The 22,725-nt window shown below is 72.2% G+C and carries 22 protein-coding genes and 1 pseudogene; 18 read left to right on the forward strand and 5 right to left on the reverse strand.

From position 1 onward, the window contains the following. Positions 1-83 precede the first annotated feature (83 nt). On the forward strand, positions 84-1,562 hold the full coding sequence (locus ACWCPN_RS25350) for a glutamate--cysteine ligase (RefSeq protein ID WP_451210273.1): 1,479 nt from the start codon (positions 84-86) through the stop codon (positions 1,560-1,562). An 85-nt stretch (positions 1,563-1,647) separates the two neighbouring features. Here the strand turns inward: ACWCPN_RS25350 and ACWCPN_RS25355 are convergent, their stop codons facing one another. The 3 genes from ACWCPN_RS25355 to ACWCPN_RS25365 form a co-directional block, all read right to left on the reverse strand. Next, positions 1,648-2,409 carry a beta-glucanase gene (locus ACWCPN_RS25355; RefSeq protein WP_451210276.1) on the reverse strand — a complete coding sequence of 254 codons (762 nt, stop codon included), beginning with the start codon at positions 2,407-2,409 and terminating at the stop codon, positions 1,648-1,650. Positions 2,410-2,515: 106 nt separating this feature from the next. Continuing rightward, positions 2,516-3,298, reverse strand: coding sequence for a PDC sensor domain-containing protein (locus ACWCPN_RS25360; RefSeq protein WP_451210279.1), 783 nt, complete (start codon positions 3,296-3,298; stop codon positions 2,516-2,518). Positions 3,299-3,334: 36 nt separating this feature from the next. Continuing rightward, complete coding sequence (locus ACWCPN_RS25365; RefSeq protein WP_451210282.1) at positions 3,335-4,075, reverse strand: FadR/GntR family transcriptional regulator; 741 nt, start codon at positions 4,073-4,075, stop codon at positions 3,335-3,337. Positions 4,076-4,185: 110 nt separating this feature from the next. On the opposite strand from ACWCPN_RS25365, the gene ACWCPN_RS25370 reads away from it, so the two are divergent. From ACWCPN_RS25370 to ACWCPN_RS25435, 14 genes and pseudogenes are all read left to right on the forward strand, one after another. After that, positions 4,186-5,217, forward strand: a complete 1,032-nt coding sequence (locus tag ACWCPN_RS25370) for an ABC transporter ATP-binding protein (RefSeq protein WP_451210285.1) — start codon at positions 4,186-4,188, stop codon at positions 5,215-5,217. Between the two features lie 82 nt (positions 5,218-5,299). Then, positions 5,300-6,496 (forward strand): ABC transporter substrate-binding protein, encoded by a 1,197-nt coding sequence (locus ACWCPN_RS25375; RefSeq protein ID WP_451210288.1) that lies wholly within the window; start codon positions 5,300-5,302, stop codon positions 6,494-6,496. A gap of 3 nt (positions 6,497-6,499) precedes the next feature. After that, positions 6,500-7,393, forward strand: a complete 894-nt coding sequence (locus ACWCPN_RS25380) for an ABC transporter permease (protein ID WP_451210290.1) — start codon at positions 6,500-6,502, stop codon at positions 7,391-7,393. A gap of 12 nt (positions 7,394-7,405) precedes the next feature. After that, the gene (locus tag ACWCPN_RS25385; protein WP_451210293.1) at positions 7,406-8,221 is read left to right on the forward strand and encodes an ABC transporter permease; all 816 of its coding nucleotides are present in this window, start codon (positions 7,406-7,408) and stop codon (positions 8,219-8,221) included. Between the two features lie 134 nt (positions 8,222-8,355). After that, the gene (locus tag ACWCPN_RS25390; RefSeq protein WP_451210296.1) at positions 8,356-8,613 is read left to right on the forward strand and encodes a hypothetical protein; all 258 of its coding nucleotides are present in this window, start codon (positions 8,356-8,358) and stop codon (positions 8,611-8,613) included. 13 nt (positions 8,614-8,626) lie between these two features. After that, positions 8,627-9,172 (forward strand): hypothetical protein, encoded by a 546-nt coding sequence (locus ACWCPN_RS25395; RefSeq protein ID WP_451210298.1) that lies wholly within the window; start codon positions 8,627-8,629, stop codon positions 9,170-9,172. 213 nt (positions 9,173-9,385) lie between these two features. Continuing rightward, positions 9,386-9,767: pseudogene (locus tag ACWCPN_RS25400) on the forward strand (DMT family transporter); the annotation flags it as partial. A gap of 455 nt (positions 9,768-10,222) precedes the next feature. Further along, positions 10,223-11,404 (forward strand): ATP-binding protein, encoded by a 1,182-nt coding sequence (locus ACWCPN_RS25405; RefSeq protein ID WP_451210301.1) that lies wholly within the window; start codon positions 10,223-10,225, stop codon positions 11,402-11,404. Continuing rightward, positions 11,401-12,240, forward strand: a complete 840-nt coding sequence (locus ACWCPN_RS25410) for a roadblock/LC7 domain-containing protein (RefSeq protein WP_392294604.1) — start codon at positions 11,401-11,403, stop codon at positions 12,238-12,240. The genes ACWCPN_RS25405 and ACWCPN_RS25410 overlap by 4 nt, the downstream gene beginning before the upstream one ends. Continuing rightward, positions 12,237-12,620: a DUF742 domain-containing protein gene (locus ACWCPN_RS25415; RefSeq protein WP_451210304.1), complete on the forward strand. Its 384-nt coding sequence runs from the start codon at positions 12,237-12,239 to the stop codon at positions 12,618-12,620. The genes ACWCPN_RS25410 and ACWCPN_RS25415 overlap by 4 nt, the downstream gene beginning before the upstream one ends. 3 nt (positions 12,621-12,623) lie before the next feature. Further along, on the forward strand, positions 12,624-13,184 hold the full coding sequence (locus tag ACWCPN_RS25420; RefSeq protein WP_199209305.1) for a GTP-binding protein: 561 nt from the start codon (positions 12,624-12,626) through the stop codon (positions 13,182-13,184). Between the two features lie 13 nt (positions 13,185-13,197). Then, positions 13,198-14,556, forward strand: a complete 1,359-nt coding sequence (locus ACWCPN_RS25425) for a cytochrome P450 (protein WP_451210307.1) — start codon at positions 13,198-13,200, stop codon at positions 14,554-14,556. 98 nt (positions 14,557-14,654) lie between these two features. Then, the gene (locus ACWCPN_RS25430) at positions 14,655-15,902 is read left to right on the forward strand and encodes a cytochrome P450 (protein WP_451210310.1); all 1,248 of its coding nucleotides are present in this window, start codon (positions 14,655-14,657) and stop codon (positions 15,900-15,902) included. Beyond that, positions 15,899-16,705 (forward strand): enoyl-CoA hydratase/isomerase family protein, encoded by an 807-nt coding sequence (locus ACWCPN_RS25435; protein WP_451210313.1) that lies wholly within the window; start codon positions 15,899-15,901, stop codon positions 16,703-16,705. Before ACWCPN_RS25430 ends, ACWCPN_RS25435 begins: the two co-directional genes overlap by 4 nt. Positions 16,706-16,809: 104 nt before the next feature. On the opposite strand, the gene snpA is transcribed toward ACWCPN_RS25435, so the two are convergent. Continuing rightward, the gene (snpA, locus tag ACWCPN_RS25440; RefSeq protein WP_451210316.1) at positions 16,810-17,493 is read right to left on the reverse strand and encodes a snapalysin; all 684 of its coding nucleotides are present in this window, start codon (positions 17,491-17,493) and stop codon (positions 16,810-16,812) included. Positions 17,494-17,680: 187 nt separating this feature from the next. On the opposite strand from snpA, the gene ACWCPN_RS25445 reads away from it, so the two are divergent. From ACWCPN_RS25445 to ACWCPN_RS25455, 3 genes are all read left to right on the forward strand, one after another. Continuing rightward, positions 17,681-18,652, forward strand: a complete 972-nt coding sequence (locus ACWCPN_RS25445; RefSeq protein ID WP_451210319.1) for a LysR family transcriptional regulator — start codon at positions 17,681-17,683, stop codon at positions 18,650-18,652. Positions 18,653-18,733: 81 nt separating this feature from the next. After that, positions 18,734-19,600, forward strand: a complete 867-nt coding sequence (locus ACWCPN_RS25450) for an alpha/beta fold hydrolase (RefSeq protein WP_451210322.1) — start codon at positions 18,734-18,736, stop codon at positions 19,598-19,600. Positions 19,601-19,713: 113 nt separating this feature from the next. Beyond that, entirely contained in the window at positions 19,714-20,982 is a 1,269-nt protein-coding gene (locus ACWCPN_RS25455) for a hypothetical protein (RefSeq protein WP_451210324.1), read from the forward strand. A 45-nt stretch (positions 20,983-21,027) separates the two neighbouring features. On the opposite strand, the gene ACWCPN_RS25460 is transcribed toward ACWCPN_RS25455, so the two are convergent. Further along, on the reverse strand, positions 21,028-22,602 hold the full coding sequence (locus ACWCPN_RS25460) for a hypothetical protein (RefSeq protein ID WP_451210327.1): 1,575 nt from the start codon (positions 22,600-22,602) through the stop codon (positions 21,028-21,030). Between the last annotated feature and the right edge of the window lie 123 nt (positions 22,603-22,725).

A 22,725-nucleotide genomic window follows, 5' to 3' on the forward strand; every position in this document is an offset into this window, starting at 1 on the left:
TCCCCGCCCCGCATGGTGCGGTTCGCCCGGCAATGCCACCCTGGGACGGGAGGTCTCTCGAGGAGCGCGATCCAGGAGGGCCTATGGGACGGGACGTCCCGGCGCTCGTCTTCACCCGTGAGGACCGTCGCCGGTACCGGATCAAGATGCAGGAGTGTCTCGACGTCTTCGCGCAGATGCTGCGCGATCAGCTCTTCGAGGCCGAGCGGCCCCAGGTGGGGCTGGAGATCGAGCTGAACCTGGTCGACGACGCCGCCGAGCCCGCGATGCGCAACACCGCTGTGCTGGAGGCGATCGCGGACCCCGCATGGTCCACCGAGCTGGGCCGGTTCAACCTGGAGATCAACGTGCCGCCCCGCGCGCTGACGCAGGGCGGTCCCGACGCCTGGGAGTCGGAGATCCGCGCGGCGCTGAACCACGCGGACGAGCGGGCCAGGTCGGTGGGGGCGCGCCTGGTCGTGATCGGCATCCTGCCCACGCTGCGGCAGGACGACATCGGCGAGGGGACCCTGTCGGAGAACCCGCGCTACCGGCTGCTGAACGACCAGGTCTTCGCGGCGCGCGGCGAGGACCTGCGGATCGAGGTGGACGGCGTCGACCGGCTGCGGACGTACGCCGACACGATCACGCCCGAGGCCGCGTGCACCAGCACGCAGTTCCATCTCCAGGTGTCACCGGAGAACTTCGCCGGCTACTGGAACGCGGCGCAGGCCATCGCCGGGGTGCAGGTGGCGCTGGCGGCCAACTCGCCGTTCCTGTTCGGCAAGGAGCTGTGGCACGAGACCCGGGTGCCGCTGTTCGAGCAGGCGACCGACACCCGCCCCGAGGAGATCAAGGTCCAGGGGGTGCGGCCCCGGGTGTGGTTCGGCGAGCGGTGGATCAACAGCGTCTTCGACCTGTTCGAGGAGAACCTGCGCTACTTCCCGGCCCTGCTGCCCCTGTGCGACGAACAGGATCCCGGCGAGACGCTGGACCGCGGGGACATCCCCGGGCTGGCCGAACTGTCCCTGCACAACGGCACCATCTACCGCTGGAACCGGCCGGTCTACGCCGTCTCCCACGACAAGCCCCACGTGCGGGTCGAGAACCGGGTGCTGCCCGCCGGGCCGACGGTCGCCGACACCCTGGCCAACGGCGCCTTCTACTACGGGCTGACCCGCGCGCTTGTGGAGGAGGACCGGCCGGTGTGGTCGCGGATGTCCTTCGCCGCGGCCGAGGAGAACCTCCACACGGCGGCCCGGCAGGGGATCGACGCCCTGCTGTACTGGCCCGGCATGGGCGAGGTGCCGGTGCCCGAACTGGTGCTGCGCCGGCTGCTGCCGATGGCGCACCGCGGTCTCGAGCAGTCCGGCATGGACGCGGCCTGGCGGGAGCCGCTGCTCGGCATCATCGAGCAGCGCTGCGTCACCGCCCGCAACGGGGCGGTGTGGCAGAAGGAGATGTTCCACCGCATCGAGTCCGGCACGCAGGCCGGCCGCCACGAGGCGCTGCGCCGGATGACCGAGCTGTACATCGACTACATGCACCTCAACGCCCCGGTCCACACCTGGCCGGTGGACTGACCGCGCGGTCCGGGGAACGCGGCCGGCGACGGCAGCCGTCCGGGCTTCCGGGCGCGCCCGCCGGGTCCGATGCCCGTGGCGTCCGTCAGGCGGGCCGTTCCTCGGCGGCCTCCGTCACCGCCTCCTCCTCCCGTGCCGTGGCGCCGCGCGGCCGCCGCACGACGAGGTCTCGCACCTCGAACGACATCGCGGTCGTCGACCGGTCGGGCGGGGGGTGGTAACGCCCGGCGGACACCGACAGGTTGACGATGAGGTGGGCGTGCCAGCCGGAACCCACCCCGCGCCGGTCCGCGAAGGCCCGGGTGCCGTTGACCCACCAGACTACGGACCGGGCGCCGAAGTCGGTCCGCAGGTCGATCCAGGCGCCGGGGCGGACGGCGTCGTCACGGAAGTAACTGCCGCTGCCGCGAACGTGGTTGGAGAGCTCCAGCAGATCCGGGTTGTCGGGGTGGTACTCGAAGACGTCGATCTCCTGGCCGCCGTCGCGCCAGGTCCAGATGGCGGGCCAGGCGCCGGGCTCCCGCGGCAGCCGTACCCGGGCCGTGAGGACGTCTCCGGTCCGGAGCAGGAACGCCTCCTCGCTGCCCTCCGTGGTCAGCAGTCCGGTGTTCCACCGGCCGTCCGGCCTCCGTCTGGCCCGGAAGACGCCCGACCGGCTGTAGGCGGCGTCGGACACCAGGTGGTCGAGCTTGTCGTCGCCGGGGTTGTCCGGGCCGCCGTCGGGATACGCCCACGAACGGCCCGCGACCCACTGGCGTTCTGAGGTGAAGTCCGCGGTGAACACCACGTCGGACCGGGCCGGAGTGCGCGGAGCCGGAACCGGGCCGCTCGGTGTCGGTTGTTCCATGACCGATGTCTCACCGGCTGGGGCCCGACCATGCGCCGGGACGGCCGGAACACCGCGGGAATGACCCGTCCGGGTGAAGGGCGCCCGCGCACGCGCCGGAGCGTGCTCAGTCCTCGCGCAGGACGAGGACCAGCGGGACGCCGCGGCAGGGCACCAGCCGCAGGCCGTCGTGCTCGGCGGGCGCCGACCCGGCGAGCAGGGCGCCGAAGCCGGGGCCCCTGGTGAGGGAGCCGGCCAGGTGCGCGGGGTCCGCCGAGGCGGCGACCCGGCCGCGGGCGTTCACCAGGTGGGCGGGGCGGGGCAGCCTGCGCAGCAGGGGCAGTACGGCGGCCTCGAAGTGCCGCAGGTACACGTCGGCGGCGGCGACCCCGGCGAAGCGCCCTTCCGTCTCGACGGGCGCGGACAGGGTGAGGCTGTACTCGTCGGAGCAGAGGTAGTCGACGTAGGGGCCCGCCACGGCCCGGCGGCCGGTGTCGCGGGGCAGGGTGAACCAGTCCCAGTGCGTGTAGTCGGAGTAGGCCGAGTGGTCGGGGTCGAGGTCGAGCAGCAGGGGCCGCAGGTCTCCGTCGGTCCCCTTCTGCCACCACTCCAGCCACGCCGGTACGTCGGCCAGCAGACCGGGGGCCGCCACGAAGCCGGCGCCGGACACCAGTTCCTGGCAGGTCAGGCGGTGGTGCAGGCCGGGACGGAGGGCGGCGAGGTCGGCGCTCGCGGGGCGGCCGCCCCGGGCGGACACCCTGGCGAGCAGGGCCGTGGTGTCGGCGCGGATGGCGGCGACGGCCTCGAAGACCGTCTCCAGGGCGCCGCCCACCCGGGAGGCCACCCAGGCCTCGACGTCCGTGTCCAGCGTGGCTGCCGCCGAGGCGGCCTGCCCGGGGCTCCAGCCCATGATGTCCTCCAGCGGACGGGAACCGGACGCGGCGCGTCAGAGGGTGAGGCGCACGGCGACGAGCCGTTCCGTGGCGTCCCTGACGCACCGCTCGGCCAGCGTGCCGGCCGTTTGGTCGGCCCCATCCTGCACGGCGGAGATCACGGAGCGGTGACGCTCCGCCACTTCTTCACGATATTCGTCGCTGTCGAGGACCAGGCACAGCAGAGCGCCCACCTCGCTCTGGAGGGCCACCTGTTCGCGGGTGAGCCGGGCGGACTGGGCGGCGGCCGCCAGTTCGACGTGGAAGCGGCCGTACAGGCGGCTGCGCGCGGCCGTCTCCCGGGCCCGCGCCAGTTCCTCGGCGGTGCGGCGCAGCGGGTCCAGGTCACCGAGTTCGGTGCGCCGGGCGGCGAGGCGGGCGGCGGCGCCGGACAGGGCGGCCCAGTGGTCGCCCAGGTCGCGCAGTTCGTCGGTGCTCCAGCCGCGCAGCCGGGCCTCCAGCCGGTCGGCGGCGGGGACCTCGGGCAGGGAGACGAAGCTGCCCCCGCCGCGGCCCCGCCGGGTGGTGACCAGGCCCTGCTGCCGCAGGGCCATGAGGGCCTCGCGCAGGGTGACGGTGGAGACGCCGAGCCGGCCCGCCAGGTCGCTCTCGCCGGGCAGTTGCTCGCCGTCGGCGAGCAGGCCGAGTTCGATGGCGTCCCCTATACGGCGGACGACGGCGTCCACCCGCGCCCCGCCGTCCACCGGGGTGAAGACGGCCAGGCGGGCGCCGCCCTCCCTCTCGTGCTGCCTCACGGCCACCACCTCATGCGTTGACTCAAGCTTTACCTTAAGGGGCCCTTGAGATCAGAACTATGACTTCATATGTTTGCGCTCAACGTTGAGCGCTCCAGAAAGGTTCCCGCATGGAGGGAATTGCGATCCGGCTGCAGGATCTGCGGAAGTCGTTCGGTGAGACGACCGCCGTGGCCGGAGTCGACCTGGAGGTCCGGGACGGGGAGTTCTTCTCGATGCTCGGCCCGTCCGGATCCGGGAAGACCACGGTCCTCCGGCTCATCGCCGGGTTCGAGACCCCCACCGGGGGCGGCATCGAACTCGCCGGGCAGGACGTCACCGGCCTAGCCCCCTTCGAGCGGGACGTGCACACCGTCTTCCAGGACTACGCCCTGTTCCCGCACATGACCGTCGAGCAGAACGTCGCCTACGGGCTGAGGATCCGCAAGGTGCCCAAGGCCGAACGCCTGGTCCGCGCCCGCAAGGCTCTGGCGGAGGTCCGCCTCGAGGGCTACGGCCGCCGCCGCCCCGCCCAGTTGTCCGGCGGCCAGCGCCAGCGCGTCGCCCTCGCCCGTGCCCTCGTCGGCCGTCCCCGGGTCCTGCTGCTCGACGAGCCGCTCGGCGCCCTCGACCTGAAGCTGCGCGAACAGATGCAGGTCGAACTCAAGGCGCTGCAGCGGGAGGTGGGCATCACCTTCGTCTTCGTCACCCACGACCAGGAGGAGGCCCTGACGATGAGCGACCGCATCGCCGTCTTCGACCAGGGCCGGATCGCCCAGGTCGGCACTCCGGCGGAGATATACGAGCGGCCCGCCACCCCGTTCGTCGCCTCCTTCGTCGGCACCTCGAACCTGCTGGAGGGCGAGACGGCCCGGCGGATCGTCGGCGCGCCCGGCACGTACAACATCCGCCCGGAGAAGATCCGCGTGCTGAAGGAGTCCGCCGAGGCGGACGAGCCCGGGCACGCCACCGCGACCGGCACCGTGGCCGAGGTCGTCTACCTCGGTGACGCCACCCGGTTCCTCGTCGACCTCGACGGCGGCGGCCGGCTCACCGCCCTGCAGCAGAACCTGGAGACCTCCTCCGAGGACGTCGCCGCCTACCGCGGCACCCGGGTCAGACTGCGCTGGCACCGCGGTCACGCCGTCCGGCTGCCCACCTGACCACCGGACCCGGCCCCACCCGACTCCGCTCCCCCGTCCGTCCCCCCGCTCGCGCAAGGCTCCCTCACCCCTGGAGAACGTCGTGCGTCTCACCCGTACCCTGAAGGCCGCGGCCGGCGCCGCCGCGCTGCTGCTCGCCGCCGCCTGCGACTCCTCCGGCTCCGGCGGCTCCGCCGCCACCGGTCTCAACCCGCCCGACCTCAAGGCGCCCACGAAACTCGGCCGGACCGAGGGACAGGTCAATCTGATCGCCTGGGCCGGCTACGTCGAGGACGGCTCCAACGACCCCAAGGTCGACTGGGTCAGCGGCTTCGAGAAGCAGAGCGGCTGCCAGGTGCACTCGAAGGTCGCCGCCAGCTCCGACGAGATGGTCAAGCTGATGAAGACCGGCGAGTACGACGCCGTCTCCGCCTCCGGTGACGCCTCCCTGCGCCTGATCGCCTCCGGTGACGCCGCCCCGGTCAACACCGCGCTCGTCCCCCACTACAAGGATGTCTTCAGCGGACTGAAGAACGGCTCCTGGAACTCCGTGAACGGGAAGATGTACGGCATCCCGCACGGCCGGGGCGCCAACCTGCTGATGTACAACACCGAGAAGGTGAGCCCGGCGCCCACCTCCTGGTCGGCCGTCTTCGACGACGCCGCCCGGCACAAGGGTCACGTCACCGCGTACGACTCGCCGATCTACATCGCCGACGCGGCCCTGTATCTCAAGGCCACCAGGCCCGAGTTGAAGATCAAGGACCCCTATGCGCTCGACCAGAAGCAGTTCGACGCCGCCGTGACGCTGCTGAAGAAGCAGAACGGTGACATCGGCGAGTACTGGAGCGACTACCTCAAGGAGGTCTCGGCCTTCAAGAGCGGGGACTCCGTGGTCGGCACCACTTGGCAGGTCATCGCCGGCCTCGCCGCCGACGAGGGCGCCAAGGTCAAGGCCCTCGTCCCCAAGGAGGGTTCGACCGGCTGGTCCGACACCTGGATGGTCTCCGCGAAGTCCAAGCACCCCAACTGCGCCTACAAGTGGCTCGACTGGATCGTCTCCCCCAAGGTCAACGCCCAGGTCGCCGAGTACTTCGGGGAGGCCCCGGCCAACGCCAAGGCCTGCTCCGAGACCAGTGCCAAGACCTTCTGCGCGACCTACCACGCCTCCGACGAGGGCTACTGGAAGAACATCGCCTTCTGGAACACGCCCATCGAGCAGTGCCTCGACGGCCGGACCGACGTTCGCTGCGTGCCCTACGCCAAGTGGGTGCAGGCCTGGACCGAGATCAAGGGCTGAGCGGTGACGACCGACGCGACCGCGGCCGCCGGACGGGGCACCGTCCGGCGGCTCGCCGGGACACTGCACCGACGGCCCCGGCTGCGCCTGACGCTGCTGCTCACCGCCCCACTGCTGTGGCTGGCCGTCCTGTACCTCGGTTCGCTGACCGTTCTGTTCGTCTCCGCGTTCTGGACGACGAACTCCTTCACCTCCGAGGTGGTGAAGGTCTGGTCGACGGACAACTTCCACGCGCTGTTCACCACACCGGTGTTCCGGCAGGTGGTCCTCCGCAGCGTCGGCGTGGCCCTGGCGGTGACCGTGCTGTGCGCCGTGATCGCCTTCCCGGTCGCCTTCTGCACCGCGCGGGTGGCCCGGCCGAAGTGGCGCCCGCTGCTGGTGGTCGCCATCCTCACCCCGCTCTGGGCGAGCTACCTGGTCAAGGTGTACGCCTGGCGGCTCATACTCGCCGAGGGCGGTCCGGCCGACTGGATGCTCCGGCCGTTCGGGCTGAGCGGCCCGGGCTTCGGCCTGACCGCCACCGTGCTCACCCTGACCTACCTGTGGCTGCCGTACATGATCCTGCCGATCCACACGGCCCTGGAGCAGCTCCCGGACAATCTGCTCGACGCCTCGGCCGACCTCGGCGCGCGGGCCGGCCGCACCTTCCGCTCGGTGGTCCTGCCCATGGTGCTGCCCTCGGTCGCCGCCGGATCGGTCTTCACCTTCTCACTGAGCCTCGGCGACTACATCACCGTGCAGATCGTCGGCGGCAAGACCCAGCTGATCGGCAACCTCGTGTACTCCAACATCGAACTCAACCTGCCCATGGCCGCGGCGCTCGGCACCGTGCCCGTGGTCGTGATCGTCCTGTACCTGCTGGCGATCCGCCGTACCGGCGCGCTGAACAACCTGTAGAGGAGGAGCGCCATGCATCTCGGCCGCACCGCGCGGATCGCCCTGCGCCTGGGCGCCGCGCTCGGTTTCGCGGTGATCTACGTCCCGCTGCTGCTCGTCCTCGTCAACTCCCTCAGCCCGGACCGCAGCGCGAGCTGGCCGCCGTCGGGGCTCACCCTGCACTGGTGGTCGGTGGCCGCGGGCAGCTCCGGAGCGCGGGCGGCGGTGTGGGTGTCGGTCAAGGCGGGTCTCGGGGCCACGGCCGTCGCGCTGGTCCTCGGCACGCTGATCGCGTTCGCCGTGGCCCGGTACCGCTTCTTCGGCCGCGGCACGGTGTCCTTCGTCGTGGTGCTGCCGATCGCGCTGCCCGGCATCGTCACGGGCATCGCCCTCAACTCCGCGTTCGGCACCGTCCTGGAGCCGCTCGGCGTGGGCCTCGGCCTGTTCACCGTGATCGTCGGCCACGCCACCTTCTGCATCGTCGTGGTGTTCAACAACGTGGTCGCCCGGCTGCGGCGTACGGCCGCGTCGTACGAGGAGGCGGCGATGGACCTCGGCGCGAACTCCTTCCGCGCCTTCGCGGACGTCACCTTCCCGCTGGTCCGTTCCGCCCTGCTGGCCGGGGGCCTGCTCGCCTTCGCCCTGTCCTTCGACGAGATCGTCGTCACGACCTTCACCGCGGGCCCCGGCGTCGAGACCCTGCCCATCTGGATCTTCAACAACATGACCCGGCCGCAACAGGCGCCCGTGGTGAACGTCGTGGCCGCCGTCCTCGTCCTCGTGTCGGTCGTCCCGATCTACGCCGCCCAGCGGCTGTCCGCGGACACGGCCACGTCGAGCCGGGTGTGAGGGGCGGCACGACCGGGCGGCGCGGCCCCGAAGCGGATCATCAACTTCCGTATGGAGTAGGGAATTTGACGACATGCGCCCGCCGCGGCCGGGTAAGCGACAGGCCTTGACACCGCGACGGGAGGAGACCGGCCATGACATCGCGCGGGACACCGCTGGACCGGGGGCTGGGTGACCTCGAACCGGGCACCGCGCAGCGCGCGCAGCTGCGCGCCCGGATCACCGGCATCGCGTGGACGGCGGGGTGCGCCGTCCTCGCCCTCTGGGCGGTGTGGAGCGCCGTCGGCGCGGTGCGCGGGACGACGGCCTGGGCGTACAGCGCGGTGGCCTGGGTCCTGCTCGCCGTGGCGCTGACCGTCCGGGTGGCCGGCCGCCGCCGGCCGCGCCTCTGAGGCGGGAGAGGCCGTGGAACGCCTGAACGACTTCCTGAGCCGCCATCTGTGGCTGCAGATCATCGTGTCCGTCCTGCTCGGCAGCGCCCTGATCCTGCTCCTCTATCCCGGGCGTTCGCCCGCCTCCGTCCTGGCGCGGACGGCACTGTGCTCGCTGGGTGGCATCGCCGTGGTGGTGGTGGCGCGCCGCAGGGAGAAGCGCGCGGCCGGCGGTTCCACGGACCGGCTCGTCGGCCTGGACGGCAGGCTGCGCAAGGGCGAGGTCCCCACCGATCCCGCGGAGCGCGAGGCCATGCGCGCCCTGGTGGAGCAGCGTCTGCACCGCACCCGGCACCGCGTCGCCGCGCAGGTCGTACTCGCCGTGCTCTTCTGCTCGGTGACCGCGCTGACGGCGCTGACCGCCGGGACGCGCCAGACCCTGGGCCTCGCGCTGCTCACCGTGGTCTTCCTCGGCTGGTTCATCCCCTTCGGCAACCTCCAGCACAAGAGGCTGTGCCGGATGCGAGCGGCGCTGGCCGGTCACTCCGGCGCCGCCGGCGCCGAGCCGCATCAGCGGTGACCGGACCACGCACCCGGCAGCGGCGCGCCGCGCCGGGTGCGTACCGGCGGTCCCCGCCGTCCGGCCGACGGCATCCGCTCACGCCCGCCGCCGCGGCGGAACCCCGTACCGCCGTACCGGCCCGTGGCGCTGCGGCGCCCCGGCGAGGGCGTTCGTGGGCCGAACACGCCCGAGGCCTCTTCGGAAGGCATGGTCCGCGGGCGGGAGACGGTCGTGATCGAACTGGCCGCGGCGTCCGCCGTCGCGGGAGACGCGAGCAACGCCGCGGGCACCGCGTTCCAGCGCGAGGCGGCCTCCGCGAGCCGGCACGGCGGACTGCGGGCTGCTGCGTGAGCTCGCCCGCGGACCCGTGTGGGCGCTGGGCATGGCGGGGGCGATCGGCGCGGCGGTGTGCCAGAGCCTGGCCCTCGTCAAAGGGCCGCTCGCGCTGGTGCGGCCGCTGTTCATCCTGGAGCTGCCGTTCGCCCTGCTCATCGCCGAACCGCTGATGCACCGGCGGCTGCCCCGCCGGGGCTGGTGGGGTGTCGGCGGCGTGGTGGCGGGACTGGCCGTGCTGCTCGCGGCGGCCGCACCGCCCATGGCCACCGACCAGGCGGAGCGGTGAACGGGGGCGGGTCCGAGGCCTTCCCGCGGTCCGGTGCGCCGGTCGCCGCGGCGGGCGGCGTCGTATACCGGCGCGCGTGATCCCAAGTCCGACAAAGGGCAATGAGTCCGGCGGGATGACGGGAAAATGACGGCCGCCGCGCATTCAATAGGCGACCCGGCGAACAACCGGTGGTTACCGGCGCCGCGCGCGGCAACCGGTACGTCCGCAAAAGGGGCGGAGCCAGCGCTCCGGGCCGACCTGATACGACCACTCCGCGTTGCAAACGTTTAGCCAAGTCAGTGATAGCATCCCCGCGTCTGCGACCTTGGTCCACTCGGCTCGGGAGCTGCACTGGGACCGACTTCTCGACCCGAAGTCGGCCGAGTCGTTCCGAGCGGTTGTGTCACGGATTCCCCCGATGTCCGTCCACCGATGGTTGCGGGCTACACATAGGAAAGGTATCCATGTTTCGAGACGCACTCGTTTGGTGCCTGGTCGCAGTGGCGGTCATCGCCGTCACCGCGGCACTCGCGCTCAGTCGTCGCAACAAGGCCATCGCCGCGAAGAAGCGCCTGGCCGAGGCGGAGCTGACCCGGCAGCTGAGCGCGGCCGACAGCCAACTTGCCGCTTTAAGCGCACAGTTGCAGCAGCACAGGGCCGAGCACGACAAGACCATCGCGGACGCCGAGGAGGCGGCCGAGGAAAGCACGAAGGCCGTCCTCAAGGGATCGGCGCGCTTTCTGCAGAGCCTTGCCGCGGAACAGCTCGCACTGCTCGAGGAAATCCAGCGCAAATACGGTGGCCATTCCGTACTGGGCGATCTGCTGGAAGTCAGTCACGCCAATGCGCAGATGGCACGCAAGGCGCAGGGCATTGCGGTGATGTGCGGCGCACCGCTGGGCCGTCGTAATAGGCCCGCTAATGTTTATGACGTGGTGCGCAGCGCACAGGGTCAGATTCGAAACTTCCGGCGCGTCGAAATCATGCAGCAGACCGGTCTCGCATTGAAGGCGTCCGCCGTTTCCCCGGTCGCCCTCGCGGTCGCCGAACTTCTTGACAACGCCGCCAGCTTCTCCCAGCAGGGTTCGCCGATCGAGGTCAATTTCCAGCGGGTGCAGAAGAACCTGTGCATCGTCATCGACGACGCCGGTGTCGGTATGAACGACGAGGACAGGCAGAAGGCGACCGCGCTGCTCTCCAGTGACTTCAGCCCCCGGCTCTCGCATCTCGGGAACCAGCCGAAGTTCGGTTTCCCGGTGATCGGCCTGCTCGCCCGGCAGTACGGATTCCGGGTGGACGTCACGGGCGTCTCCCGCTACGGCGGTGTGCGGGCGGTCGTCCTGCTGCCGGAGGAACTGTGGACCGAGGAGGAGCCGGCGGTGTCCGAGGAGCCCCAGGTCAGCGGTATCCGTGGCAGCGTGGGCCGGCCGGAGCCGGTATCCCGCACGGCGCACGGCCTGCCCCGGCGGGGTGCCCGTCAGGTACCCATCGCGAGCGTTCCCGACCAGGACGCCGCCGCGTCGCCCGCCCCGGCGCCGGAGGACGCCGGCCGGGCCGTCGGCCGGAGCCTGGGCGCCTTCCAGCGCGGCACGCTCTCGGGCCGCAATCTCGCCTCGGCGCCGTCCGAAGGGTCCGATGACGCATGACCAGCGACCTGTCGTGGATGCTCGAGGACATCGTGCACAACGTGCCGAAGGCGCGCCACGCCGTCCTGCTGTCCGCGGACGGCCTGCCCCGCGGCGCGACCGACGGCATGGAACAGAAGGACGTGCGGACGATCTCCGCCGCCATGGCGGGCATGCAGTCGCTCAGCCGGGCGACCTCGCACTTCGCCGGGCCCGGCGCGGACCGGCAGTGGAACCAGACCATCATCGAGTTCTCGCACGGCTGGATCTTCCTGATCGGCGCCGGCCAGGGCGCCTATCTCGCCGCGGCCGCGGCCCCCGACGTCGACATGCAGCAGATCTCCTTCCGCATGCACCGGCTCGTCGCCCGGCTCGGCAATAACCTCACCTCGCCGCCGCGCGTGCACACGGAGAGCGGGGACGGGCCCTCCGGCGGCGCCCAGCAGGTGCCGGTGGGCGGCACGGGAATCCCTATCGCGGACCTCGACGCGGCCGTCGGTGAGGTGCAAGGCGCCCGTCACGCCGTCCTGTTGGGCCACGACGGCCTGCCCCGCGGCGCCACCACGGGCATGAGCCAGGACCTGGCGGACACCATCTCGGCGGCGATGACCGGCATCCACGCCTACAGCAGGGCCACCTCGCAGTTCGCCGGGCCGGATCCGGCGGCGCAGTGGCGGCAGACGGTCATCGAGTTCCAGCACGGCTGGATCTTCCTGATCTCGGCCGGGCACGGCGCCTTCCTGGCCGCGGCCGCCGAACACGAGGCCGATATCGAGGAGTTCACCACCCGTCTGCACGAGGCGGTACCCCGGCTGAACGGATATCTGGCACCCCGCGGGGAGGCGAGCCGTACGTGAATGACGAGCCGCACGAGGAACTCGAGCTGACCTCGGCATTAGTCCCGCTCTTCGTGATCACCAACGGACGGGCCCTGCCACCGGACAATACCTACGAGCGCACCACGCTGGTGTCCGCGCAAGAGGATGCCGCCGCTTCGGTGCGCACCCTTTCACCGGAGGCGCGCCGGGTTCTGGAACTGGTGGCGGAAGGTTTTCTCTCCGTGGCCGAAGTGGCCGCCCACACCCATCTGCCCCTGGGGATCGTACGGATTCTCCTGGCGCAGATGGAGGAGAGCGGTCACATCATCGCGCGTAAGCCGGTTCCACCCGCCGAACGTGTCGACCGGGAAGTGCTCAACGCCGTACTCGACGGCCTCAAAGCCCGATTCGGAGCGTGATTCGTGTACCTGGATTCAGGTGTTCTCACCGCGGTCAAGATCCTCGTGGTGGGGCACTTCGGGGTCGGGAAGACCACGTGCATCGGGAGCATCTCCGAGATCGAGCCCCTGCGGACCGAGGAGGAGATCACCGAGGCCAGTGTGGGATTTGACGACCTGTCGGGAACCCCGGACAAGGTCACCACGACGGTCGCCATGGACTTCGGCCGCCTGACCATCAGCGACGAGGTGGTGCTCTACCTCTTCGGCACACCCGGTCAGGAGCGCTTCAAGGAGATGTGGGAGGAGCTGTCCCGGGGCGCGCTCGGCGCACTGGTCCTCGTCGACCCCGAGCGGCTGTCGGACTCCTTCCCCGTCCTCGACCTGGTCGAGCGGTTCGGCCTCACGTACGCCATCGGCGTCAACCATTTCGACGGCACGACCAACTACCCGCTCGCGGAGATCCGCGAGGCGCTGAACCTGTCCGAGCGGACCCCCGTCGTCGCCTGCGACGTACGGGACCAGCAGTCGTCCGCGCAGGCCCTGATCACCCTCGTCCACCACCTTCTGTCCCTTCTCGACTAGGAGCCACCCCCACATGCAGCAGCCTCCCGGCATCCAGGGGCCACCGCCCGGCTGCCCCGCGCACGGCAACGTCCCGCTCTACGGGCCCGAGTTCGGCTCCGATCCGGACGCCCACTACGAACAGCTGCGCCGCCTCGGCCCGAGCGCACCGGTGGACATCGCCCCGGGAGTGGAGGTCGAGCTGGTCACCAGCTACGACGCCGCCCTGTACATCCTGCAGAACCCGGCCTCCTTCGTCCGGGACTCCCGGCGCTGGCGGGCGCTGAACGAGGGACGCGTGCCCGCGGACAGCCCGGCCCTGCCGATGATGGGGTACCGGCCCAACGCGCTGTTCAGCGACGGGGCGGCGCACGCCCGGCTGCGCCAGGCGGTCACCGACAGTCTGGCGGGCGTCAACGAGCTCCAGCTGGTGCGGCAGACCCAGCAGTCGGCCGACTACCTGATCAGCCGGTTCAGTTCGGACCGGCTCGGACAGGCCGAGCTCATGGCCGAGTACGCCCAGTCGCTGCCGCTGCTGGTCTTCAGCGACCTGTTCGGTTGCCCGCCGGAGATCGGCGACCGTGTCATCGTCGGCATCAGCGGCATCTTCGACGGCACGGCCGGCGCGGACCAGGTGCTCGGTGAGGCGCTCGGCGAGCTGATCGCGCTGAAGCGCCGCCGGCCCGGCAACGACCTGACGACCCGTCTGATGGAGCACTCCGCGCAGCTCACCGACGAGGAGGTTCTGCACCAGCTGGTGACCCTGCTCTCCGGTGGCACCGCTCCGCTGTCGGCGACCATAGGCAGCGCCTGCGCCCTGATCCTCGGCGAGGAATGGCAGACCGGCCTGCCGGTCGAGGACGCCGTCACCCAGGTGCTCTGGAACTACGCGCCGATCGCCAACTACGCGGCCCACTACCCCACTCACGACGTGGAGCTGGGCGCCAGGACGGTCCGGGCCAACGACCCGGTGCTCATCTCCTTCGCCGCGGCCAACACCGACCCCCGGCTGGCAGAGCACCGCGAACAGCTCAGCGCCAAGGCCCATCTGGCCTTCGGGGCGGGGCCGCACGCCTGCCCGGCCAAGGACCCGGCGTTCGTGATCGCCGTCACCGCCGTCGAGTCGCTGCTCAACCGGCTGCCCGACGTCGAGGTCCGGGTCCCCTTCAAGGACCTGAACTGGGTGCCGGCCCCCTGGAGCCGGTCCCTGGTGAACCTGCCGGTCCGGTTCACCCCCCGCAGCGTGACGCCCGCGCGGTCGGCGGAGCCCCAGCCGGCCCCGAGCGCCGCGCACCGGGTCCCGAGCACGTCGCCGCAGTCGGCGGCACCGGCCGCGCCCAAGGGCAGGCCCGGTCTGTTCAGCCGGTTCCTGGCATGGACCAGGGGGGAGTGACGTAGGCAACGCGCGCCGCGCATAGTCATCTTGTATGTATCGGCCATCGGCTGGGTATGCATGGCGCGCCCGATGCTGACGATCAAGAAGGGACCGTCGTGGAGATCGCGACAACTCCGCCCGCCGACAGACGCTTCGCCGTCTCGCTCTTCTCCCGGCTGCGGACGGCGAAAGGTCAGGCGAACCCTTTTCCGGTGTACGCGGAACTGCGGTCGAGGGGCGGAGTGGTCGCGGCACCGTGGGGAGGTCATCTCGTCACCGGCTTCGACCTGTGCGACCAGGTCCTGCGCGGCCGCGAGTGGCTGGAACCCGACGCACGCTGGCGGGAGCAGCAAGGAGACGGAACACGCTGGACGGCGCCCTCCTCACGGGAGATGAGCAAAACGCTGCCCGCGCTCAACGCGCCGGACCACACCTGGGTGCGCCGGTCGGCGGGCATGTTCGACCGCAGCTCCCTGGAGGAACTGCGCGGGACGGTGGAGCGGATCACCGGCGGACTCCTCGACACCTTCGCCGAGCGGCTGCGCGACGGCGAGGCGGACTTCAACGCCCTGGTGAGCGAGGAGCTGCCGGTGGCCACCATCGGCCACTGGATGGGGCTGCCCGCCGCCGACTTCCCCCGGCTGCGGGAGCTGACCCACGACCAGGTCTTCACCCAGGAACTGCTGCCCTCGGCGAGCCAGTTGGCCCTGTCGGACGCGGCGACGGCCGAGCTGCGCGGCTACTTCACCGCTCTGGTCCGCGACCGCCGGGCGCGCCCGGGTGACGATCCGGTGTCCCGCTGGATCGCGGTGTGGGACGGCATGGAGAGCGACCGCGAGAAGGCCGACGAGGCGGTCTACCACCTCGCCCTGTTCTTCCTGCTGGCCGCACTGGAGACCACGTCCACGCTGCTGTCGACGACGGCGCTGCTGCTGCTGGAGCACCCCCGGCAGTGGGACCGGCTCGCCGTCAGCCCCGACCTCGTCCCCGCGGCCGTCGAGGAGTCGCTGCGGTACGACCCGCCCACGCACGTCATCAGCCGCGTCGCCTCCCGGGACTGTGTGCTCGGCGGCACCGAGGTGCGCCGGGACGACATGGTCCACCTCATGGTGGGCGCGGCCAACCGCGACCCGGCCCGGCACGAGGACCCGGAGCTGTTCAACCTGCACCGCAAGCCGGGCCACCTGTCCTTCAGCGGCGGCATCCACTACTGCCTCGGCGCTCCGCTGGCCCGCCTCGAGGCCCAGACCCTGCTCCACCAACTGGTCCGGCGCTTCCCCGGCCTGACCCTCGTGCGCCGGCCGTCGTGGGCGCCCCGTGTCGCCTTCCGGCGGCTGCTGAACCTGGACGTCGCCCTCTCATGACCGAGATCATCACCCCCTCCCCCGCCGCCGCGTCGTTCCACAGCAGGGCACTGGACGCCGAGCAGGACGGGCCGGTCCTGCGGGTCCGGCTCAACCCCTCGGGCCGGGACAGCACGCTGACCGTGGCCGCCCTCGACGCCCTCGCCGACCTCCTCCACGGCCTGCACGACCGCCCCGACGTCCGGGTGCTGGTGCTGTCGGCCGCCGGGGACGACTTCTGTCTGGGCGCCGACCGCAACGAGTACCGGGCCGCGCTGGAGGAGGACCCGACCGGGGCCCTGATGCGCCGGATCGCGGACAAGGCCCACCGGGTGTGCGACGCCCTGGAGAACACCCACGCCGTCACCATCGCCCGGCTGCACGGCCGGGTCATCGGCGCCGGCCTCGCGCTCGCCTCGTTCTGCGACCTGCGCGCGGGCGCGGACACCTGCCGGTTCCGCATGCCCGAGATCGGCGTGGGGCTGCCGCCGGCCTGGGGCGGCGCCATGGGCCGGCTCATCGTGGAGGGCGGTGCCGCACGGATCCGTGAACTCATGCTCACCTGCGACGTCTTCGACGCCGCCACCGCACACCGGCTCGGTCTGCTGCACAAGGTCACACCGCCCGGAGAGCTGGACGCCGCCGTCCAGGCATGGGTGCGGCCGCTCGTGCGGCGCTCACCGGAGGCCGTCACCCTCACCAAGCGCATGCTCGCGGGCCACTCACGGGCCGCCCGCACCGCCGACGTCGCCCTGCTCGACGCGCACCTGCTGACCGCGGAACTCAACCGGCCGCGCTCGCGGCGGGCGGAAGAACACGCCTAGTTCCGCCACCGGCGGACTTACGGGCGGTGCGGCGGCACGGCGAAGCGGGCCGTGCCGCCGGTGGCACAGCCCGCTCCGGCAGGGGCGGAGGTCTCCCCTGGGTGTCAGCGCACCTTGTTCAGCTTGTCCAGGGCCTTGGCGAGACCGTTGGCCCACAGCTGGTTGACGCGCGCCCGCTCGGTGGAGTTGGGGTAGCGGTTGGTGCAGGACGTGCCGGGTCCGCCGCCCGACATCAGCTCGCTGCACGGGCCGCTGTAGTGGTCCGGCAGCCCGAGCACGTGGCCGGTCTCGTGCGCGGCGACGCGGATCGAGTCGTACTGCCGGTTCTGCGCGTAGTCGAGGAAGATGTAGCCGCTGCCGTGGCCGTTGGTGGATGCGTACGAGCCGCGGGAGTCGTTGCCCTCGTAGTACGAGAAGTCGGCGCTGCCCGTGGTGGACGCCAGCTTGACGTTGCTCACGGAGCTGTTCCAGATCGAGGCGGCGCTCGATATCTGGGAGCGGAAGGTCGGCGCCTGGGAGGCGTTGTAGTACACGGTCACCGACTGCAGGTTCGGGTGCGCCGCCTGCTTCCTGGCCACCGAGTCGAGCACGGCCTGGAAGAACGCCTTGTTGTTCGCCGCCTCGTGGGCCGAGCCGGTGTAGCCGGCCCGGACGGTGGCGGTGGGGCCGGTGGTCTGGGCGCTCGCCGGGATCGCGCCGCCCAGGGCCGCGAACGTCACGCCCAGGCCGAGCGCCAGCAGTCTCCTGGAGGCCTTCGCGGACGTGGAGGACGTACGGGTGGACGTCATGTGGGGGGGCTCCTACTCGTTCGTGTGGGGTGATGAACGATCGGTTCGCCCACGAGTCTGGGTCAGTCCGGTGGCCGAGCGGATGATGGCAACTGGGGATAGCGCACGGCTATCAGGGCGACTCGTGCTGTTCCGTTGGCGTTTGAACATCTGGCGCCTCATCAGACGCAACCCTTACGCTCCGCGCATGGAGCTCGAGGTGAGGCACTTACGCGTGCTGTGCGCCGTCGCCGACGCCGGCAGCCTGCACAAGGCTGCTCGCGAACTGGGCATGGCACAGCCCTCGTTGAGCACCCAGCTGCGCCGCATCGAGCAGCTGCTGGGCGGCCGGCTGTTCACCCGCGACCGCACGGGCAGCCGCCCCACGCCGCTGGGACACATCGTGGTGAGCCGTGCCCGGCCGCTGGTCGCCGAGCTCACCGCGATCGTGACCGAGACACGGGCCGCGGCCGCCCGCGCGGCGGGCGGTCCCCGGCTGCGCATCGGCGCCACGGCCAGCCGGGCGATTCCGGGCTGGCTCAGCCGGCTGCGCGCCCGCGTCCCGGCCGTGGAGCCCAGCCTGCAGATGGACGTGTCCGCGAACGCCCTGCTGCGTCAGGTCGCCGAGGGCAGACTCGACCTGGCCTTCGTCCACGAGGTCGAGGGCAGCCCGCTGCGCGTCCCGGACGGACTGTGTCTGCGGGTCCTGGTCGAGCGCGAACCCCAGTTCGTCACCCTGGCCGCAGACCACCCCGCCGCGGCCCGGCGCGAGGTGCGTCTCGCGGACCTGGCGCACGACCGCTGGATGGTGGACGCCACGGTCGACGGCGAGTGGGACGGGGTCTGCCGGGTGCTGCGCGCCGCCGGCATCGAGCCCGACCTGCTGCACGGCGACTACCTCACCGCCTACTTCCTGGCCGCCATCGGCGAGGTGGTCACGGTCAGCCAGCCGACCGCGCTTCCGCCCCGGTCCGACCTGGTCATCCGGCCCCTGCACGGTGACCCGATAGGAGTACGGCTGCTGCTCGCGGCCCGGACGGCGGACGAACTCATGACCGGCTGGCGCGAGTTGGAGGAGGCCTACGGGGAGGCGGCCCGGCAGGCGCCGGCGTACCAGGAGTGGCTGGCGCGCCGGGCGGCCGGCCGTCCCGCCCAGACACTGCGTGCGGTGGGCGCCTGAGGTGCGATGACTTCCGGTCGGCCGCGAGGTCGGTACGCCGGCAGCATCACCCGTCCGCGCCCCTCCGGGAGGAACCGCACCATGGCGAACGTTCGAGTCGGCGAGTCCGTCGTGGATGCGCCCGACGGCCGCGTACTGCACGTCTACGACACCGGAACCGGCGGTCTGCCCGTCCTGTGGCACCACGGCACGCCCAACGTGGGCCTGCCGCCCGAGCCGCTCTTCGCCGCCTCCGCCCGGCTGGGGATCCGCTGGGTGTCGTACGACCGGCCCGGGTACGGCGGATCGACCCCGGTGCCTGGCCGTACCGTCGCGTCGGCCGCCGAAGACGCCCGCCGGGTCGCCGACGCGCTCGGCCTCGGCCGGTTCGCCGTCATGGGCCACTCGGGCGGCGCCTCGTACGCCCTGGCCTGTGCCGCGGTGCTGGGCGAGCGGGTGCTCGGCGTGGCCGCCGTGTCGGGGCCGGCCCCGTTCGGTGCCGAGGGGCTCGACTGGTTCGCGGGCATGGCCCCGTCCTGCCGGGCGTCGCTCCTCGCGGCCGCGGCGGGCCGCGAGGCCAAGGAGCGGCACGAGGCGGACGCGGAGTACGACCCCGAGATGTTCACCCCGGCCGACCACGCGGCGCTCGCCGGTGACTGGTCCTGGTTCGACGAGGTCGTCCGGCCGGCCGTCGCCGCCGGCCTCGGCGGGCTCGTCGACGACGATCGGGCCTACGTCCGTCCGTGGGGATGCGATCCGGCCTCGGTCACCGCTCCGGTGCTGGTCCTGCACGGCGGGCGGGACCGGGTCATCCCGTTCGCCCACGGACGGTGGCTGGCGAGCCGCTGCCCCACCGCCGAACTCCGGCCGAGGCCCGGCGACGGGCACATCTCCGTGCTGGCCGGCGCCGAGGGCGCCCTGGTATGGCTGGTCCGGATGGCCGGGGGCGACGGCACCCCGCGGCCGTGAGCGATCCGGATCCGCGTGCAACCCTCGGGCGGTCGTACAGGTCTTCCTCCGGGGAACGCGCGTTCCCTCCAGGTTCACCTGTCCGCAACAGCCGCTCCACCCACGAGGACTCCATGCCCCCCACGCTCTCCGGCTCCCGTGCGACGCTCCGGACCGCCGGTGCCGTCGGCGCCGTCGCCCTGATCGCCCTCGGGGCCGCCCCCGCCGGTGCCGCGGACCCGGAACCCTCCCTGGTCCTGGGGAGGATCGCCCCGATCGACGGGCTGCGGCCCGGCAGCGGGTTCACGGTTCCCACCTCGTTCACCAACACGGGTAGCGCGGCGCTCGGCAAGGTCTGGATGTCGTACTCCGTCACCCGCGGGCTCGCGCACACCGAGGTGCCCGCCAACTGCTCGCGCTACGAGATCACCGACTTCGACGAGGAGCCGAGCCGCTCGGTCGTGGTCTGCGAGTTCGACCAGACGGTCAAGCCGGGCGTCGTCTACGCCCCGGAGCGGCCGCTGACCTTGAAGGCTCTCGACCACGCCCTCTACGACGAGCTGCGGGTGACGGTCGACAGCACCGAGACCGGTCCGGGCGACGGCGCCTCCGAGCCGGTGCGGGGCACCGGGCCCGCGCTGAGACTGGTGGAGCGGCCCGACGAGACCCCGGCCGCCCCGGGCAGCGCCCGGCATTCCGGCTGGGACGGGGCGACGGTGAAGGTGACCGCGGAGAACACGGCCGACTTCCAGGTGAGCGGAGCCCGGCTGAAGGGCCGGGCCGGGGACACGGTGCCGCTGGTCGTGAAGTTCACCAACGCCGGGCCCGGCTGGGTGCTGCGGGAGATCGGCGCCGGGGCGACCCGGGTCCGCGTGAAGATGCCCGCGGGCACGTCCGTCACCAAGACCGACGGATTCTGCAAGAGCCTCGGGTCGGGTACCTACGAGTGCGGCACCGCCCAGGCCTGGATCAACGAGGGCGGCGGGGCGACGTACCGGTTCACGCTCCGCATCGACAAGGCGGTGACGGGGGCCAGGGGCTCGGTGGCGCTCGCCGGGCAGCCGCGGCCGTTCGACACCCACAAGGCCGACGACACCGCGGACATCGTGCTGGACGCCACCGGCGCCGGTTCCCCGACGGGCGGCGGCTCGACGTCCGCCACCGGGGGCTCCGGCACGGGGACCACCGGCGGCTCGGCACCGGCGCCGGCCTCCGGTTCCGGGTCGAGTGGCACCGGTGGTACCGCCACGACCGGCACCTCCGGGTCGGCGGCCACCGGCGGCGGGCTGGCGGACACCGGCGCCGGGTCCGCCCTGCCGCTGGCGGGCGCGGCGGCCGGCGCCGTGGTCCTCGGCGCGGGCACCGTGCTGGCGGTCCGCCGGCGCGCCGCCCGGCAGCGCTGACGGCGGCGAACGGACGCGGGGCGGGCCGGGCCCGCCCCGCTCCGGTCAGTAGCTGGACCCCAGGGTCCGGGTCGTGTAGGCGCATTCCGTGTAGACGTAACCGGGCCGCAGCCTGGCGGTGTCGGAGGCGGGCGTGGCGGTGCTGCCGCCGTGCGGCTTGTGCACGAAGTACGTGGTGCCGACCGGCAGGCTGAGCGTGCGCTGCGGGTAGTGCCGGCCGCTGTCGTCGCAGGGTTTGAAGCCGTTCAGGAGTGTGCTGGACAGCGAGTACGCCTTGCAGCCGCCGCACCCCTTGAGGGTGAAGCTTCCGGTGACCGGTCCGGTGTACAGGACCGTGACGTCGTCGGGGCTGTCGTTCTTGACCGTGACGGAGATGCCGCCGCCGGAGGCGGTGGTGGGCAGCTTCTTCCCCGCGGCCGGCAGGGTCCGGGCCACCTCGGCGCCGATGGCTATCTTCTTGGCGCGCTCGAGGTTCCCGCCGTGCTTGTTGCCGTCTGCGTAGTCCTCCATCGTCTTCTGCGCCGCGTCGAAGTCGCCGTCCTCGAACTGGTCGACGCCGCAGGCGTACTGCCCCGCGCTCCCGCTGCGGCCCGCCCGGCCGGCCGTCCCGGTGAGGTCGTCCGCCGTGTCCGCGGCGGCCGGCGCACTGCGTGCGAGGTCGCTGATCCGGCTGTCCAGGCTGTTCAACCGCTCGACGGCCGCGCACGGTTCATCCCCGCGGACGTCCTTCTCCGCCTTCCGTACCGCCGCGTCCACCGCGGGCGCCACCCTGGCCGCCGGGGCGGACCGCGGGAAGGTGCTCAGCAGGTCGCCGAAGCGCGCGACCCAGTCCGCCCCGCCGTCCGTCAGGCCCGCCGAGCCGCACTCGTACAGCGAGTCGGCGAGACGGTCGTCCGGCCACCGCGCCAGCGAGCCGAGCTGCCGCTCCGGCATGGTGCGGGGCACCGTGCGCAGGTAGGTGAGCGGCTCGACGGCCGCGCAGTAGTCCTTGTGGCCGTAGGGCGCCCCGACGGTCGTGTAGTAGGTCCGCATGCGGTCCGGGATCTGGCCGGCCGCGCGGGAGCCGGGGTGGTTCACGGCGAGGTCGCGGTAGACGTCCAGGGCGGTCCGGTAGTCGGACCTGGCGGTGGCGAAGGAGTGCCGGCCGGCCGCCGTCACCAGGTGGTCGGCCCGTTCCAGACGGTCCAGCAGCGCCTGCTGCACGGCCTCTTCCCGCGCGTCGTGGTACCAGAGGGCGCCGCCGGCCGGGACGGTCAGCAGCAGCACGGCGAGCAGCAGGGCGAGGGGCGCGCCGGCCGGTCCGGTGAGCCGGGTGCGCAGGCCGACGACCGCGCCGTGCACGGCGGCGAGCAGCAGCAGTACGCCGTAGAGGGCGAGGGCTGTTCCCGGGACGCCGTCGGCGTCGGCGGGCAGGGCGACGAACAGCAGGACCGCGGTGGCCACCCAGCAGGCGGCCATCGGCAGCCATCTGCGGACCAGGGCGTAACCGAGGCCGAGGCCGCTCAGGTTGAGCACCGCGACGGCGGCGGCCCGCAGCGCGTCGGGCGGTGCGGGCGGTGGTGCCTGGGGCATGGGTGGTACGGCGAATCCCGGTTCCGGGCCGTACGGATTTCCGGACATGGCGGCTCCCCCCGTCAACTGTCCCCACATGTCTGCGGATGGGCAGTGTAGGGCGGGTGGGCGGGGCCCGACAGAGGGGCCCCGGACAGCATGCTCCCGCCCCGGCACAATGCGGCCGGGTCG

It is taken from the genome of Streptomyces sp. NPDC002386, assembly GCF_053593175.1.